Annotated in this window: 18 protein-coding genes; 15 read left to right on the top strand and 3 right to left on the bottom strand. The window is 25.8% G+C overall.

The annotated features are described in order from the left end of the window. The first annotated feature begins 160 nt into the window (after positions 1–160). The 4 genes from KGF46_RS14110 (at position 161) to KGF46_RS14125 (ending at position 3,967) form a co-directional block, all read left to right on the top strand. Positions 161–1,240, top strand: coding sequence for an ATP-binding protein (locus tag KGF46_RS14110; RefSeq protein ID WP_227828278.1), 1,080 nt, complete (start codon positions 161–163; stop codon positions 1,238–1,240). 308 nt (positions 1,241–1,548) lie between these two features. Next, positions 1,549–1,908, top strand: a complete 360-nt coding sequence (locus KGF46_RS14115; protein WP_227828396.1) for an effector binding domain-containing protein — start codon at positions 1,549–1,551, stop codon at positions 1,906–1,908. 9 nt (positions 1,909–1,917) lie between these two features. Next, positions 1,918–2,334: a hypothetical protein gene (locus KGF46_RS14120; RefSeq protein ID WP_227854842.1), complete on the top strand. Its 417-nt coding sequence runs from the start codon at positions 1,918–1,920 to the stop codon at positions 2,332–2,334. Positions 2,335–2,599: 265 nt separating this feature from the next. Next, on the top strand, positions 2,600–3,967 hold the full coding sequence (locus tag KGF46_RS14125; protein ID WP_227828280.1) for a bifunctional metallophosphatase/5'-nucleotidase: 1,368 nt from the start codon (positions 2,600–2,602) through the stop codon (positions 3,965–3,967). A 557-nt stretch (positions 3,968–4,524) separates the two neighbouring features. Here KGF46_RS14125 and KGF46_RS14130 read toward each other — a convergent pair. Genes KGF46_RS14130 through KGF46_RS14140 form a run of 3 tightly spaced genes read right to left on the bottom strand, consistent with a single transcriptional unit; the run spans position 4,525 to position 6,108 of the window. Further along, positions 4,525–4,878, bottom strand: a complete 354-nt coding sequence (locus tag KGF46_RS14130; protein WP_227854843.1) for an ABC-2 transporter permease — start codon at positions 4,876–4,878, stop codon at positions 4,525–4,527. Beyond that, positions 4,875–5,732, bottom strand: a complete 858-nt coding sequence (locus KGF46_RS14135; RefSeq protein WP_227828282.1) for an ABC transporter ATP-binding protein — start codon at positions 5,730–5,732, stop codon at positions 4,875–4,877. Before KGF46_RS14135 ends, KGF46_RS14130 begins: the two co-directional genes overlap by 4 nt. After that, positions 5,725–6,108, bottom strand: a complete 384-nt coding sequence (locus KGF46_RS14140) for a GntR family transcriptional regulator (protein WP_227850578.1) — start codon at positions 6,106–6,108, stop codon at positions 5,725–5,727. The genes KGF46_RS14135 and KGF46_RS14140 overlap by 8 nt, the downstream gene beginning before the upstream one ends. A 467-nt stretch (positions 6,109–6,575) precedes the next feature. Between KGF46_RS14140 and KGF46_RS14145 the strand changes: the two genes are divergently transcribed. The 11 genes from KGF46_RS14145 (at position 6,576) to KGF46_RS14195 (ending at position 16,016) form a co-directional block, all read left to right on the top strand. Next, a complete protein-coding gene (locus tag KGF46_RS14145; protein WP_227828284.1) occupies positions 6,576–7,256 on the top strand; it encodes a DUF881 domain-containing protein in 681 nt (226 codons plus the stop codon). Positions 7,257–7,284: 28 nt separating this feature from the next. Continuing rightward, the gene (locus KGF46_RS14150; protein WP_227840318.1) at positions 7,285–8,628 is read left to right on the top strand and encodes a GspE/PulE family protein; all 1,344 of its coding nucleotides are present in this window, start codon (positions 7,285–7,287) and stop codon (positions 8,626–8,628) included. Positions 8,629–8,779: 151 nt separating this feature from the next. Then, positions 8,780–9,865, top strand: a complete 1,086-nt coding sequence (locus KGF46_RS14155) for a type II secretion system F family protein (RefSeq protein WP_227828286.1) — start codon at positions 8,780–8,782, stop codon at positions 9,863–9,865. A 52-nt stretch (positions 9,866–9,917) separates the two neighbouring features. Continuing rightward, complete coding sequence (locus KGF46_RS14160; protein ID WP_227828287.1) at positions 9,918–10,268, top strand: type II secretion system protein; 351 nt, start codon at positions 9,918–9,920, stop codon at positions 10,266–10,268. A gap of 119 nt (positions 10,269–10,387) precedes the next feature. Then, a complete protein-coding gene (locus tag KGF46_RS14165; RefSeq protein ID WP_227862094.1) occupies positions 10,388–11,260 on the top strand; it encodes a pilus assembly protein PilM in 873 nt (290 codons plus the stop codon). Beyond that, entirely contained in the window at positions 11,261–11,704 is a 444-nt protein-coding gene (locus KGF46_RS14170; RefSeq protein WP_227842448.1) for a hypothetical protein, read from the top strand. It abuts the gene before it with no gap. A 14-nt stretch (positions 11,705–11,718) separates the two neighbouring features. Further along, entirely contained in the window at positions 11,719–12,303 is a 585-nt protein-coding gene (locus tag KGF46_RS14175) for a hypothetical protein (protein WP_227842447.1), read from the top strand. A 252-nt stretch (positions 12,304–12,555) separates the two neighbouring features. After that, on the top strand, positions 12,556–13,596 hold the full coding sequence (locus tag KGF46_RS14180; RefSeq protein ID WP_227828291.1) for an SEC-C domain-containing protein: 1,041 nt from the start codon (positions 12,556–12,558) through the stop codon (positions 13,594–13,596). 80 nt (positions 13,597–13,676) lie between these two features. Then, entirely contained in the window at positions 13,677–14,042 is a 366-nt protein-coding gene (locus tag KGF46_RS14185) for a hypothetical protein (protein WP_227828292.1), read from the top strand. A gap of 4 nt (positions 14,043–14,046) precedes the next feature. Next, positions 14,047–14,364 carry a hypothetical protein gene (locus KGF46_RS14190; RefSeq protein WP_227828293.1) on the top strand — a complete coding sequence of 106 codons (318 nt, stop codon included), beginning with the start codon at positions 14,047–14,049 and terminating at the stop codon, positions 14,362–14,364. A gap of 47 nt (positions 14,365–14,411) precedes the next feature. Beyond that, entirely contained in the window at positions 14,412–16,016 is a 1,605-nt protein-coding gene (locus KGF46_RS14195) for an FAD-dependent protein (RefSeq protein WP_227857012.1), read from the top strand. Positions 16,017–16,047: the final 31 nt, after the last annotated feature.

The following is a 16,047-nucleotide window of genomic DNA, read 5'->3' on the forward strand; positions in this document are numbered from 1 at the left end:
TAAATTAGAGTATAGTAATAGATTGAAATTAAGTAAAACAAGTTATTGCCATTGCTGAATGATAAGTTTTATATTTAGCAAAAGCATAAAGCTGTAACAAAACTCGTATAATATTAATATCTTAATTAAGAGGTATGGTAAATTATGAGGAGGCGCTAATATGGAAGGAAAGATAAAAAAGGCATTTCCAGGTGGAAACACATCACAAGGGTCATATTCTTTTTTTGACTATATAATTCCTGAAAATGTAAAAAGAGTTTTTTGTTTAAAGGGTGGACCTGGAGTAGGAAAATCCTCACTAATGAAAAAAATTTATAAAGAGTTTTTGCATAAAGGATATGATATTGAATTATATCATTGCCCTTCTGACCCAAGTTCGTTGGATGGTGTAGTTATAAAGAAACTAGGCGTGGTACTTATGGATGCAACTGCTCCACATACTGTAGACCCTAAACTCCCAGGTGCTTTGGACGAGATAATTAACTTAGGCGATTACTGGAATACAGAGGAGTTAGAAAAAAATAGACAAGAAATTTCAAGCTATGATAAAGATATTAGTAATGCTTTTAAAAGAGCATTCAAATTTTTAAAATCAGCAGAACCAATTTTTAGAGATATCGAGGAAAAATATTCCGACTGTATGGATTATGGAAAAGTAAATTTAGTTACAGAAGAATTCATAAAAAGATTATTTGATGGAGTAGATAGTACAGGAAAGTTAAAGAAAGAAAAGCATTTATTTGGATCAGGTATAACTCCTGTAGGATGCTTAGATTATACAGAACATATTTTAAAGGATGTAGGTAAGGTTTATTATTTATCAGGAGAAATAGGCGCTGGGAAAACTACACTTTTGAGTAAAGTGTACAAAAAAGCCATTGAGAAAGGCTTGAATGTAGAAGTTTATCACTATCCACTTATTCCTGAAAAAATTGAAACCATATTATTAACTGATTTAGATATAGGAATAACTATAAGTAGTACTTTTAAAGATGAAGATACAATTGATTTGAATCAATTTTTAAATAGAGAAAAATTACTTAAGTATGAAGAAGACATTAAATTTGATGAAAAAGTTTTAGATGACTTAATTTGTTGGTCAGTTTTAAATCTTAAGAGAGCTAAATCAAAACATGATATTATAGAAAGTTACTATAGTCCTAACATGAGATTTGATGAAGTAGGAAAATTGAGAGATGAACTAGTTAAGAGAATTTCAAAGTATGAGGAAAATATATAAAATATGTCTGTTTAAAATTAATATTAACTAGTATATATAATCAACAGCAAACTGCTATAGCTTTGAAGCTATGGTAGTTTGCTGTTTTTTGCTATAATTTAAACAGATAAATCTTTGCACAAAAAGACAAGAAAATTTAGAGAATTTATTATAAAATATGGGGGTACATATGAAATGCAGTGGTTAGAGGGATTACAACAATCTATTGATTATATTGAAGACAATATTTTAGAAAAGTTAGATTATGAATATTTAGCAAGATAACATTAAAAATATCTTTAGATGGAGGAAATACTTTAGATTACAAAATTGTCGATAAGAGAGAATTTTCAGTAATTGCTTTAAAGAAACAATTTTCTAAAGATGAAGATGTATTTAGAAAACAAATACCAAGGTTTTGGCAAGACTTGTTTAATAGTAGTTTGTATAGAGAGCTAATTTCTTATGTGAAAGAAAACACTGTTACAAAAGGTGGTATTTTGGGAATAGATGAAATGGCAGTTTCACAAAACAAACAATTATTTAATTATTATGCAGCTGTTGAGACAGATGAAAAACCTAAAAATGATAAATTTACCTTATTTACAATACCTTCTCATAAATGGGCTATTTTCAAGTGTACAGGTGCCATGCCAAATTCTATTCAAAATCTATGGGTAAAAAAATAGGAGGAGTTTATGAAAAAATGTAGAGTATCTGAGATAACAGCTTATTTTAATACAGACGTGGAAACAGTTTGGAATATAGTTACAGACAATCGTGATTATAAATGGAGAAGTGATATAAGTAAAATTGAAATATTAGATGACGGAAGTACTTTTATTGAGTACAATAAGGATGGAAACAGCACAAAATTTACTGTTACAGAAAAAACTAAAAATAAGTTTTATAAATTTGATATGGAAAATAAATTTTTCTATGGTAATTGGCAAGGCGAATTTTTTGAAGAGAATGGAAAAACTAAAATAGTGTTTATAGAAAATATATATGTTAAAAATCTTATTATAAAAGTTTTATCTTATTTCTTTATGAACTTAAAAAAAATACAAATACAATATGTTGAAGACTTAAAAAGAAAATTAAATGAGATGTAAAATATTTTATTGTGAAAGTTGCAATAATTATATAATTGACCTTGATGATAATATCTAAAGTTGCATTTAAAAAAGTTACTATTATGAGTGACTTTTTTTATGTAAACAAGAGTATATTCTAGTATATAACTAAGTTTTTATGGAATATATAGATGACTTTTGTATATTAATGTATTATTATTGATGTTAGATTTGTATTATAAATTAAATATAATAAAGAATGAAATTAAGATTTATACTCAGAAAAAATAAAATTGGAGGATTTATGAAAAATAAAATAATTATAGGTATTACTTTTTTGTCTGTATTACTAATGTCTGGATGTGCCTCAAAACAAACAACAGAAATAAATGTATTAGCAACTACCGATTTACATGGAAACCTACCTTATGAGTTAACTTCTTATATAAAAGAAGAACGAGAAAAAGATAAAAATATAACTCTAGTAGATGCGGGAGATTTCTTTGATAGTGGGCCAATAGGTTCACCTATGGAAAAATATTTTGATGATAGACGAACAGATATTGATAATAAAACCGAGAAGTATATAGAAACTCCTATTGCAAAAGAAATGAAAGAATTGGGATATGATTCTGTAGTTCTTGGAAATCACGAATTTGTATCTAACTCTAAATTTTATTTAGACAATATGATATCTGATTTTAATAAACAAGGTATTGATGTATTATCAGCTAATACTTATAAAAAAGATGGGAGTAGTTACACAAAGCCATATATAATAAAAAATATTAATACCCCTAAAGGTAATGTTAAATTAGGTATTTTAGGTCTTACAATAAAAGAAGTTGGAGAGAGTGTGGATTCTAAATCTTTGGAGTTAAAAGACCAAGGAGGTTATAATGGTGAGCTATATATGAATGATTTAGTAGATGATGCAAATAAATGGGTCGATGTAATGAAAAAAGATAAAGCAGATGTTATAGTTGCTGTAGTACATTCAGGTGAGAAACCTAAAAAACCTAAAAATCCAGGAAATAGAATACAAGAATTGGCTCGAAATGTTGATGGTATTGATGCAATAGTAGCTGGACATACACATGTTCAAATTAAACAACATGACTATAAAAATAATTTAGGAGAAAAAGTTATAGTTACACAACCAGGAAAACATGGAGAATGTGTTTCTAAAATTAACTTTAAACTAGAAAAAAATAATGATAAATGGAATGTTGTTGATAAATCTAGTGAGTTATCCACGTTTGAAAAAAATCAAGAAATGGATAGAGTTAGTGAATTTTTTGGAAGTATTTTCAGTCTAGATAGCAAAACTAAAGAAATTAGCTTAGGGAAATTGCTTCCTTTTAAATGGGATAAACTATATATATTTGAACCATATACACCTGTTGAAACAATATATAAAACTGTAGGATATAAATGGAGAAATATCATACCAGCAGATAGTGAGGATATAGTACAAATGGTATTTATGAGTAATAAAAAACCTATTTGTTATATATATGGTGACTCTAATAAGACAGGATTAAGTTTAAAGGTTGATAAGTCTGAATATAAAGATAGTATTATAACAGTTTTACCTAATGATAATTTTAAAGTTCAAAAAGATGAAAAAACTTTTAAAGTGAATCTTGAACATATCAAAACGGATATATAAATAACTCATAGAAATTCTATGTTTACATAAAATATTTAATCTTCTCTTACTACTTTTTGTAAGGATTCAATTAGAAATTTTATTATGATTGAATTTTTACAATGTACAGAAGATTTATTTTTAAATATATGTACATAAATGTTTGAAATTTTTATATAATTATATTGGAGAAATATTTTAATTTATAAATAAAAGGAAATGAATTAGTAAAAATTCATTTCCTTTTTCTATTTTAGATTTTAACTTTTGATAAATTTATATTTACACTATCGTCTACTTTCGTATAGTAAGAAAGATATTTTATAAGAAACTACTAAAATAATAAAACTAGCAATAAGCCCAAGAATAGAAAATATACCTTGGTTGTATATTATAAAATCTATTACAAATGATATTTTATCAATCAATGAGGTCATTAAAACTAATGTCAATACAATAATATATGGAATTAATGACCAAAATCTTGCTTTTAGGTATCCCATCTTAAAAAAGATAGGTATTTGAACTCCTATTATAGCAGAAAAAACTAAAAAAGAGGTACTTATTCCTAGTATAATTTATTGAATATCAATAGATTTACTTTTAAAAAATAATACGACTATTGAAAGTATAGTAATTATAAATACTGTTAATACAAAGTTAATTAAAATGAAAATATAGCGACCTAAAACTATATCTCTTAATTTAATTGAAAGAGTACCATATAGGCGACTTAAGTTGTTTTTTTCTTCTATGGCAAAAACGTTAGAAATCATAAGGGCAACAAACCAAGAACAAGTAATATAAAGTGTTAATGTTGATGAGCCCATATATGAAAAAAGCATTATAACAGGTAACAAAACTAAATTCATATTAAAATAAGATTTCATTGTAAAAATATCTAGTTTAGTAAATTTAATTGAATCGGTCATCTTACTACACCTCTCTTGCTAACTTTTATAACTATATCATCAATAGTAGCAGTATCTATGATACAGTTATTATATTTAATAGTATCATTTGTATGAATTAATCCATCAAATCCAATATCTGTTTCACGTAGGCCAATAATATCTTTTTTAAGTGTTTCTGTTAAATCTTTTGGTCTTCCTTTAATTAATCTAAATTTTTCTAATAAATCTTGCAAACTTCCAGTATAAAATAATTCTCCATTATTTATAAAAGTAATATAATCAGCAACTTTTTCCAAATCAGTAGTAATATGTGTAGAAAATAACACACTTCTATCTCCATCTTTTATGTAGTCCTGTAGAATTTCCAAAAGTTCATCACGAGTTACTGCATCAAGTCCACTTGTTGGTTCATCAAGTATAAGCAACTTAGCATTATGAGAAAATGCACATGATAACATAAGTTTCATTTGCATACCTCTAGATAATTCACTTATTTTTTTATTTAGAGGTAAATTAAATCTGGTTATCATACTTTTAAAAATATCGTGATTCCAGTCTTTATAAAAGATAGATATAGCTTTTTCAGTATCTCTTATTGTCCAATTATCTGCATAAAATATATTATCAAATACAACACCAATATTCTGTTTAATAAGATTTTCATTTTTAACATTGTCCATATCAAAAACTAAAATCTCTCCTTCATCTTTTTCTAACATATTTAGAATTAATTGTATAGTTGTTGTTTTACCTGCACCATTTGGGCCAATTAATCCCATTATATATCCCATTGGTAAGGTAAAATTTATATTTTTTAGATTAAAATCATTAAAGTTTTTACTAACACCATTTAGTTCCAAATAATTATTCACCTTTTTCCACCTCCAATAATAATCTCAAAAGACTTATAATTTCTTTATCTGTCATAGACGCTCTTTGTGCTGCTTGTATTGCATTATTAAGATTTGATTCTACTTCTTGTATTAACTGTTCACGAATAAGTTCAGAACTACTTGACATAACAAAAAATCCCTTGCCTTGACGGCTCATAATAAAACCTTCTTGCTCAAGTTCATTATATGCTCTAGTAGTAGTCAAAACGCTAATCTTTAAATCTCTTGCTAGTTGTCTAAGTGAAGGTAGAATTTCATTTTCTTTTAATTCTCCTGAAAGAATTTGTTTTTTTATCTGTTCTTTAATTTGTTCATAAATGGGTAAGTTAGAACCATTTGAAATAATTATATTCAAAAAAACACCTCTTTAACTGTATATTTTCATACAAGTACAGTATAAACAGTTGGATGTTTTTTGTCAATATAAAAAATTACAATACACATTTACAATAATAATCTATATGTATGTACTTATTTTGAAAAGTTTTTAAATTAAAGTGTGTAAGCTGAAAATAAAGTATGTAAGCAAAAATATTATCAATATACATTTTAAGCTTAGTTTATATTTATTTAGCTAGACATTATACTTTAACAGATATTAAAAGTATAAGTTATCTAATTAAATTATATACTTTTTACTGTTTATAACAGAATCCTTTATATTCAATGCTAGTAGGGTGGGGACATAAGTATAATGTATGATATTATATACTAAAGATGAATTTTAACATATAACTTTGATATAATAAGCATATGTAAATGTTTAATATTTAATTAAAGAAAATTATCATATAAAAATAAATTTGTAAGGAGTAATACAGTATGAAAAAACAATATGTGTTTATAATACTAGCAAGTACTATTTTAGGTATGCTTGTTGGAACCATATTTAGAGATTATAGCAATGAAGAAACAGTTTATACAAGTAAGGATAAGTCAATAAGAAAAGAAATAAGAATAACAAGAAAATCTATAAAAGAACTGGCAAAAGAGAAAGATAAATTAGATAAAGAAATTAATTCGATGAAGAAAAATCAAAAGAATTCTAATGAAATCTCTAAAATAGAAAGTCTTAGGGAGAGTCTTTCATATTCAGATGTAAACGGTAGCGGAATAGTATTAAGTATAGATGCCATAGATGAAAAAACAGGAAACATTGCCAATAGCATAGACTACAATAAAATCTTAGTAAAAGTCATAAATGAATTAAAAGCAAATGGAGGAAAATACATAGAAATAAATGGTCAAAGAATTAATCAGTACTCAGAAGTTGTACTTGCAGGTAGCCATATAAATATAAATGGAGTTCCAGTAGCACAACCCTATGAAATAAAATGTATTGGTGATAAAGATAAACTATCTAGTTACATAGACAAAGGTAGTAAATATTTAGATAGTGTACAAAGTACTTATCCAATGAAAGTTAGTATAAAAGCTGAAGAAAATATCTCTATGAAAAAACTGAAAATACCTAATAAATTAAAGTATATAAAGGGTGATTAAGATTATATTAGAGGAAAGCAGTTTACCAATGTTAATACCAGAAAAACTTGCAAAAAAGTATAATGTATTTCCAGTAGAATTTCAAGATGACAATCTAGTAGTAGAAATAGAAGATGAAGATATATATGCACTGCAAGACTTGAGATTAGCAACGGGGAAAGAAATTATATTAAAAAAAGAAAGAAGAGAACTTATAAGTGAGAAGATAGAAAAATATTACAATAACTTTGAACTTGATGAAAATTATGCAAAAAGATTATTTGAAAATCTTCTAGAAAAAGCTATAAAAGAGAACGCAAGTGATATACATATAGAACCATTTAAAGAACATTTGATAGTTAGAATGAGAGTTGATGGAGAGTTAAAAGAAATATCAAAGTTTTTAATAGATGTTTATCCAGCATTAGCTACAGTTGTTAAATTAAAGGCTTCAATGGACATAACAGAAAAAAGGCTTCCTCAAGATGGAAGAGTAGACATAAAGCTAGATGATAGCTTAATTGACATTAGGGTTTCATCAATCCCAACTGTATATGGTGAAAAAATTGTTTTGAGAATACTTAATAGAGATACTTTTTTAAAAGATAAATCAGAACTTGGATTTTCAGAAGAAGCGATAAACTCTATAAATCGTATAATAAGTAAAAGAGCTGGAATATTATTAGTGACAGGACCTACAGGGAGCGGAAAGACTACTACAGTATATTCCTTACTAAATGATTTAAAGGGTATAAATAAAAATATAATGACTATAGAAAATCCAGTAGAATACAAGATGGATGGAATAAGTCAGATACAAGTAAATTCAAAAGTAGGGTTGAGTTTTGATGTAGGTCTTAGAGCTATATTAAGACAAGACCCAGATATAATAATGGTTGGAGAAATAAGAGATGCAGAAACAGCTAAGATAGCAGTAAGAGCCGCTATAACAGGACATTTAGTTATAAGCACTTTGCATACTAATGATGCAGTATCTGCTATAGCTAGACTATTGGAAATGCAAATTCCACCATACCTTTTAAATGCATCTCTTATAGGTGTGATATCTCAAAAGTTGGTTAGAAAAGTTTGTAATCATTGTAGCCATGAGATTATGATAAAAGATGATTTTAGTGGAGATGTAAATACTAAAGTAGCTGTAGGATGTGAGAGATGTAATGATAAAGGTTATTTTGGGAGAACAGCAATTTATGAAATTCTAGAAATTAATGATGATATAAAAACATGTATAAGGGATATGAAGGATTCTAGTATTGTTAAAGAAGTAGCACGAAAAAATGGAATGATAACATTTGAAGATAGCTGTAAAAGGCTAATAAATGAAAAAATAACAACATTAGAAGAATGTTTAGTGGTAAATGAAATAATTTAGTTAAACAGTGTAACCAAATTTCATACAATCGATTTTAATTAAAAGTCTCGATTGTAAATTGTATCTAGATAAAATAAAATTAACATATTAAATTAGAAAATATCGAGCCTATTTAATTATAATTAATATAATTTGGAAGGAATTATAATACATGAAAGTATCTAAAAGTATATTTTATAATTTAGACAAGATTCATTTAGTATTAAACAAGATTAGTAATAAAGAGCTTAGAGTAATTTGCAAAGAGATAGGTATTTTACTAGAATCTGGATGTGAAATTACAAATATATTTCAAATTATTGAAGGACAATCTAGCAAAAAAGTAAAAAGTTTGTTTAATACAGTATCAAATCATATTCAAAATGGAAATTCTATAGCAGAATCATTTCACATCACAGGAACATTTTCTAAATTTTTTATAAGCATGATAAAAGCAGGGGAAACTAGTGGAAACTTAGATGTAATAATGAGCGATTTATCTAATTATTATGATAAAGAATATAAATTAAAAACAAAAATAATAACTATTTTAATCTATCCAATGATACTTATCATATTATCAATAATATCAATAATATTTATCTTTATATTTGTGATACCAAATTTTCAGGTGGTTTTTGCCAGTAATGGGATTGAACCACCTTTCATAACTAAGATTTTAATAGGAATTTCTATGATAGTTACAAATTATCTAGGTTATTTAATACTTAGTTTTATATTGATTTTAATAGGAACTATTTATTTTTTTATAATGAATAATAATCTAAAAAAATTAATTAATTCATTTAAATTCAAAATACCTTTTTTAAAAGGCATTAATCAATTAGTAGCTACAACCAGATTTTCAAGAGCGTTGTCTATTTTACTTAGTAGTGGCATACAAATAGTGGATGCAATAGACATGTCAGCAAGTGTCATAGATAATGAATTCATTTATGAGAGACTAGAGATTTCTAATAATTATATAAAAAAAGGAAATAGTATAGGTAAGTCTTTGAATCTAGCAAATATTTTTCCTAAGTTATTTGTTTCAATGGCAAATACAGGTGAAGAAAGTGGAAAGCTAGATAAGAGTCTAGATGTAATAAACAGATTTTATGAAAATGAATTAAATAATAAAATAGAGCAAATAATGAAATTTGTAGAGCCTGTAATAATTGTATTTATGGGATTGATTGTTGGAGTTTTTATTTTATCAATGGTTATTCCTATGTTTGATGCAATTACTAGTTTCTAATATAAAAATAAATTTTACTAAATAAAACTTTTAAAAAGGAGAGAAAATTTAATTGATAAATAAAAAACGAAAAGGGTTTACACTTGTTGAAATGATTGTAGTAGTAACAATTTTAGGGGTTATATCTAGTATAGCATTAGTTAAATATGGTAAAGTTCAAGAAAGTGCCAAGATGAATGCAGACTATACAAATGCAGCTAATATAGTAACTGCAGCTAGTATGGCTATTAATGATGATGAAAATATAGCAGAATCTCTAAGCGTAGAATCACTTAAAGAAAAAGGTTATTTAAATACTGTTCCAGTTCCTCAAAGTACATCAGGTAAGTTTGAACTTGTTATAAGTGATAATGGTACAGATATAAGTGTAAATGTAAATTCAAAACAATTTTATCCAAGATAATATTTGTTTTTATACGTTTTTAGTATCAAATTATAAAGATATTTTTAGTATTCAATTGTAAATGTAAATATATTAAGTTTAATTAAAAAATATACAAGTTATTATTACTTAAGAAGGAGATGGTTATAATTAAAAAATTTTTGACTTTAGAAATAAATGATGATTATATAAGGGCTGTATTTTTAAGAAAAAACTATAAAAAAATCTTTATCGATAAATCTAGTATAAAAGAAATTGGTTTTAATATTAAAAATGACAGTGATGAGATTGAAAAAACTAGTTATGTAGAAAACGTAGTTAAATTAGTAAAAGATGATATAAATAACCTAAAAAAATCATACAAAAATTTGCACTTTAATATTCAGACTCAAGATATAGTTATTAGAAATATTGAGATATTGAATACTAAGAAAAAAAGAGATATATTAAACATGATAGAATTTGAGATAACCCAATATATTCCAATAAATATAAATAACTATTCAATAAAATATAAAATTATAAACTCTAGTAATGATAAGTTAAATATACAAGTAATTCTTTTTCCTAAAAATATTATACAAGTAATTAAAAGCATTTCAGAAAATCTAAATATGAACCCAAAAGCTATAAACATAAATTTTGATATACTACAAAAACTTATAAGTTTAAATCTAATAGATAACTTTATAGAAGACGGAGTATTTATAGAATGTAAAAGGAATCAATTTATTATAAACATAACAAAAAACAAAAAAATAGAAGAAACATATCTATTATCAAAAGAAATAAAATCATATGACTCAGTAAAAAAATTAATAAGTAGATTTAAATATATTTACTATTATGGCATAGAAAATTGTTTTATAGATGAGTATCTTAAAGACACAGAAAAAATTGCTGAAGTAAATCCATTGAAATTAAAAAATAAAGTAAGGGTGGAAAATAATTTTGATAAGAATTTAAGAGATACTAGTATAACTTATATAAGTAGTATAGGGATGATTATTTAAATGAAAGCTTATAAGACAATAAATTTTTTAAATGGATTTAAAGAAACTAAGCAATATAATAAAATCTATAAAATAACGATAATCTTAATTTTAACATGTGTTTCATTAAAAATGTTTATGTATATGAAATCTATAAATGAATTAGAAAATTATATAAGTCACAATAAACCCATAAATGAATCAAAATATACTGTACCAAAGCTGGAAAAAACAAAAGAAAAGTTTTCTAGAATAAAGCTTGATGAAATTAAAAAAATATATGAAATAGTTGGAACAGATAACATTACTAAAATATCTATAGATAAAAACAAAATGGAGATGGAAGGTGTGTGTGATAATCTAGATATTTTAGATGGTTTAAGAAAAATAAATTACATAAAATATTACTATATAGACAGCATTATAAGAGATGGAGAATGTTATAAATTTAGAATAAAAAGTTAGACAGGTGATTAATTTTGAAATTAAATAAGAGAGAAAAAAATCTGATGAAAATATTGCTAATATTAATTATTGTATTAGTAGTTAATGTAATGTCCAGACCTCTAGAAGATAACCTAACTAATTTGAAGAAAGAAAAACAAAATATAGTGAATGAAATAAAACGACAAGATAATTATAAAATGAAGGATAAAAAGCATAAAGATAATAGATATGTAAAAAATGTTGAATTAGATAGCAATACAGAATTAAAAAATAATTTTAATAATTCATTTTTAGATAAAAAAACAAATAAAGATATAGTATTATTAGTAGAAAATGAATTGAGAGATATTGTAAGTGTGGAATATATCAATCAAGAAAGTAGCTTAGACAACTACAATAAAAAACAAACTAATTTAGAAGTAAAAGTTAATGGGGAACTTGAAAATGTGTTGAAACTTGAAGGTGTAATGAAGAACTTAAAGTTACATAATAAAATTGAAAAAATAGAAATTAATAAATTAAAAACAAGTAATCTTGAGGTCAAAAATCTCTCAAACGAATATAAACAAGAAAAAAGCAATCTTGTAGAATGTAAAATGACAATTAGAGTCACATAACAAAAAAGAATAGATAAAGTAAAAAACTATTATCAATTCATAAAACTTTATAGAAGAATTAGTTTTACGATAATCCATTTCTGTAAGAGGGATTGTTAGTGATTTTATCGAAATCCTAATTAAAGTGAATATATTGTACCAAAATATAAGTAAATTTGAGATAATATTTGCTTATACTATAGATTGATTGATAAAAAAATGGTATAATAACAAATTGTACTTTAATTTAATAATAAGGGAGTGGAAGTCATATTGTTAGGGAGAAATGAGCTATGCCCTTGTGGAAGTGGCAAAAAATACAAGAAATGTTGTTTAAATAAAGATATTGTTTCAGAAAGAGCAAGCAGAAAAACTGAACTTTCACAAAAGCAATATACAGATTTATATTCAAAATTATATGATTATTCAAGACATGATAGATTCAAAGATGAATGTGAAAAAGCTAAAGAAATGTTTTATATAATGCAAAATGATAATGTAAATGAAAAGTTTGAAAGATTTTTTAATACGTATTTAATACAAGACCACATAATGGAAAATAAAAAGGTCATGACGGTTGGATTTCTTGAAGAGAATGGTGCAAGCCTAAGTCAATCAGAAATCGCAATATTAAAAAGTTTATTTGAATCCTATGTAAGCATTTACGAAGTAAAAGAAATTTCTACAGGAAAAATAGTTTTAAGAGATTGTTTAAGTGGGAAAGAACTTTACACAGAAGATGTAAAACTTCTAAGAAGCTTTAAAATCGGAAGCTGTATGATAGCTAGAATAATTGATGTTGAAGGAACTAATATATTAATAGATGTAACTATAAGTATATCAAATGAAGTTAAAGATATAATTTTAAATGATGTTATGAATTTATTCAATCAATATGAAGACTTATATAAAGATATGAAGACGTTCTTAATTTATCATACACATGTATTATATAAATATATACAACAGCTTTTAGACCCAAGTATAGCTGAATATTTAAAAAGAGAAAGAGATATGAATAATAATAAAAAAGTTAATTCAGAAGGTGAATTAGCTGAAGTAGAATGTAAGGTTTTAGATACTCTTAAAGAAAATGTGGAAAAAGAAAATATAGATGCATGTATAGAGTTCTGGAATGAATATAAGAAAAGTCATGAAAATATAAAAGGAGCTGAAAGTGGTTGGGCAGCTGCGGTCGAATACTATGTTAAGAAAGAAGCAGGACAAGCTATAACTCAAGTACAAATATCAAAAAAATATGATATAAGCTCTAGTACATTAGGAAAAAGATACAAAGATTTAAAAATATCTTAATTAATTATAAAAAGCTTTAAGTCATAGATAAAGAATCTATAGTATAATATATGTATAATGTGTAGAAAGAGGTATTAATAATGAGTCTTAGTTTAGGAAATGCAATTGCTGTATCAACAAACTTTATAAAATCTAACCCAGCAGTACCTGTATACGACGGAGAAGAAATATATGCAGTTATTTATCATATAGAAATAGGATATAATAATGGTGTATCACCTGATACTAAACAATATATAATAATAGACTATAAAGAGTTCGATTTACCTATGGATAGAAAAAATGAACTAATAGAAGTTGCTAAAGAGTACTGCAAATCTAAAGATATTGTAGAAAATGAAAATCTTGAAATAAATCTTTTGGATAATGAAGAAGCAGAAAACTTCTTAGAAAAAGTATTTAATAACATGAAAGTTATAAGAGGTCTTATAACTAAAAGAGGATAAGTTAATGGAGTTTATTGGGATAGAAAATATAACGCCATATGAAAACATATATGAATTTAGTATATATAAATACGATGATGAAATCACTTTAGGTAGTGAAGAGTTATATATATGTGAATTAAGGGTTATATTAATTAAAGTGAATTCTTTATACGTTGAAAGATTGAATAAATCGGTTGAAGCGATGGTTTTAGTGAAAAATCTAAAAAAGGATTTGGATAAAGAACTTATTGTAGACAAAATAAAGAAATTTGTGCTAGACGAGATTTGGGTAGAAAATCTAGTAAAAGAGAATATAGAAGTTATATTTGTAGAAAGCTAGGAGTAACCCTAGCTTTTTTATATTACAATCTAAGAGAGGAAAACAATATGTTAAGGGTATCTAATATAAAACTTGAAATCGATAAAGATATATCTTTATTAAAAGATATTGTACTTAAGAAGTTAAGAATAAAAGAAAAAAATTTAATAAAATACAGTATATATAAAGAATCTATAGACGCTAGAAAAAAAGGAAAGATGGAATTTGTTTATTCTGTAGATGTAGAAGTTAGAGATGAAAGTAAAATACTAAGCTCAAAAATAAAAGATGTAACAAAGATAAAAGATGTAAAATATGTAAATGTAGCTATGGGTAATAAAAAATTAAATAATAGACCTTTAGTAATTGGAAGTGGACCAGCTGGCTTATTTGCAGGGCTTATTTTGGCTCAAATGGGTTATGAACCAATTCTACTTGAAAGAGGTCTTGATGTTGATAGTAGAACTAAGGATATAAGTGATTTTTGGACAACTAGAAAGTTTAAAAATAATTCAAATGTTCAATTTGGAGAAGGTGGAGCAGGAACTTTTTCAGATGGGAAACTCACAACTAGAATAAAAGATATACGATGTAGAAAAGTGCTAGAAGAATTAGTTCAGTTTGGAGCACCAGATGAAATATTATATTCACATAAGCCACATGTTGGTACAGATATATTAAAAAGTGTAGTTAAAAATATAAGAAATGAAATAATAAATCTAGGTGGACAAGTTAAATTTGATTCAAAAGTGACAGATATAGTTGTATTAAATAATTCTATACAATCTGTAATTGTAAATGATAGCGAAAAAATAGATACAGATGCAGTTATATTAGCTGTTGGGCATAGTGCAAGAGATACTTATGAGATGTTGCATTCAAGAGGTGTAAAAATAATTCAGAAACCATTTGCAATAGGAGCTAGAATTGAACATCCTCAAGACCTGATAAATAAAGCACAGTATAAGGAATTTTATAATCATCCTCGATTAGGAGCTGCTGATTATAGACTTATAGAGCATGTCTCAAATGGAAGAACAGCATATACTTTTTGTATGTGCCCAGGAGGCAGTGTCATAGCATCTGCATCAAATGATTTTGAAATAGTTACAAATGGAATGAGTGAACATGCAAGAGATAAAATAAACGCTAATAGCGCATTTCTAGTAAATGTACTTCCTGAAGATTTTGATAGTGATAATCCACTAGCAGGGGTTCATTTTCAGCAAAAATATGAGAAATTAGCTTTTGAATTAGGTGGTAAAAATTACAATGCTCCAGTTCAACTTGTTGGAGATTTTATTAATAATAAGACTTCTGAAAATTTAGGAAGTGTTGAACCATCATATAAACCTGGATATAAGCTTACAAATTTGAATGAATGTTTGCCTAGTTTTGTGATAGAAACTATGAGAGAAGCATTTATCTCTCTTGATAAAAAATTAAATGGATTTGCAATGCATGATGCAGTTTTAACTGGTGTAGAAACTAGGTCATCATCACCAATAAGAATAGTAAGAGATGAAAACAGTTTGGAATCAATAAGTGTTAAAAATTTATATCCTTGTGGTGAAGGTGCTGGATATGCAGGTGGAATAGTCACAGCGGCAGTCGATGGTATAAAATGTTCAGAAAAAATAATACAAAAATATGCTAATAGCACAAAAATTTAACATAAATTTAATGATTTTTTAATATTTAACA

This window comes from Clostridioides sp. ZZV14-6153 (assembly GCF_020657855.1).
In the GTDB taxonomy this organism is placed as follows: domain Bacteria; phylum Bacillota; class Clostridia; order Peptostreptococcales; family Peptostreptococcaceae; genus Clostridioides.

Bases quoted from the DNA above. Each gene is read 5' to 3' on its own strand.
- KGF46_RS14170 (WP_227842448.1), top strand. From the start codon at position 11,261: ATGAAAGCTTATAAGACAATAAATTTTTTAAATGGATTTAAAGAAACT.
- KGF46_RS14120 (WP_227854842.1), top strand. From the start codon at position 1,918: ATGAAAAAATGTAGAGTATCTGAGATAACAGCTTATTTTAATACAGAC.
- KGF46_RS14150 (WP_227840318.1), top strand. From the start codon at position 7,285: ATGTTAATACCAGAAAAACTTGCAAAAAAGTATAATGTATTTCCAGTA.
- KGF46_RS14190 (WP_227828293.1), top strand. From the start codon at position 14,047: ATGGAGTTTATTGGGATAGAAAATATAACGCCATATGAAAACATATAT.
- KGF46_RS14165 (WP_227862094.1), top strand. From the start codon at position 10,388: ATGGTTATAATTAAAAAATTTTTGACTTTAGAAATAAATGATGATTAT.
- KGF46_RS14130 (WP_227854843.1), bottom strand. From the start codon at position 4,878: ATGACCGATTCAATTAAATTTACTAAACTAGATATTTTTACAATGAAA.
- KGF46_RS14195 (WP_227857012.1), top strand. From the start codon at position 14,412: ATGTTAAGGGTATCTAATATAAAACTTGAAATCGATAAAGATATATCT.
- KGF46_RS14155 (WP_227828286.1), top strand. From the start codon at position 8,780: ATGAAAGTATCTAAAAGTATATTTTATAATTTAGACAAGATTCATTTA.
- KGF46_RS14125 (WP_227828280.1), top strand. From the start codon at position 2,600: ATGAAAAATAAAATAATTATAGGTATTACTTTTTTGTCTGTATTACTA.
- KGF46_RS14185 (WP_227828292.1), top strand. From the start codon at position 13,677: ATGAGTCTTAGTTTAGGAAATGCAATTGCTGTATCAACAAACTTTATA.
- KGF46_RS14145 (WP_227828284.1), top strand. From the start codon at position 6,576: ATGAAAAAACAATATGTGTTTATAATACTAGCAAGTACTATTTTAGGT.
- KGF46_RS14110 (WP_227828278.1), top strand. From the start codon at position 161: ATGGAAGGAAAGATAAAAAAGGCATTTCCAGGTGGAAACACATCACAA.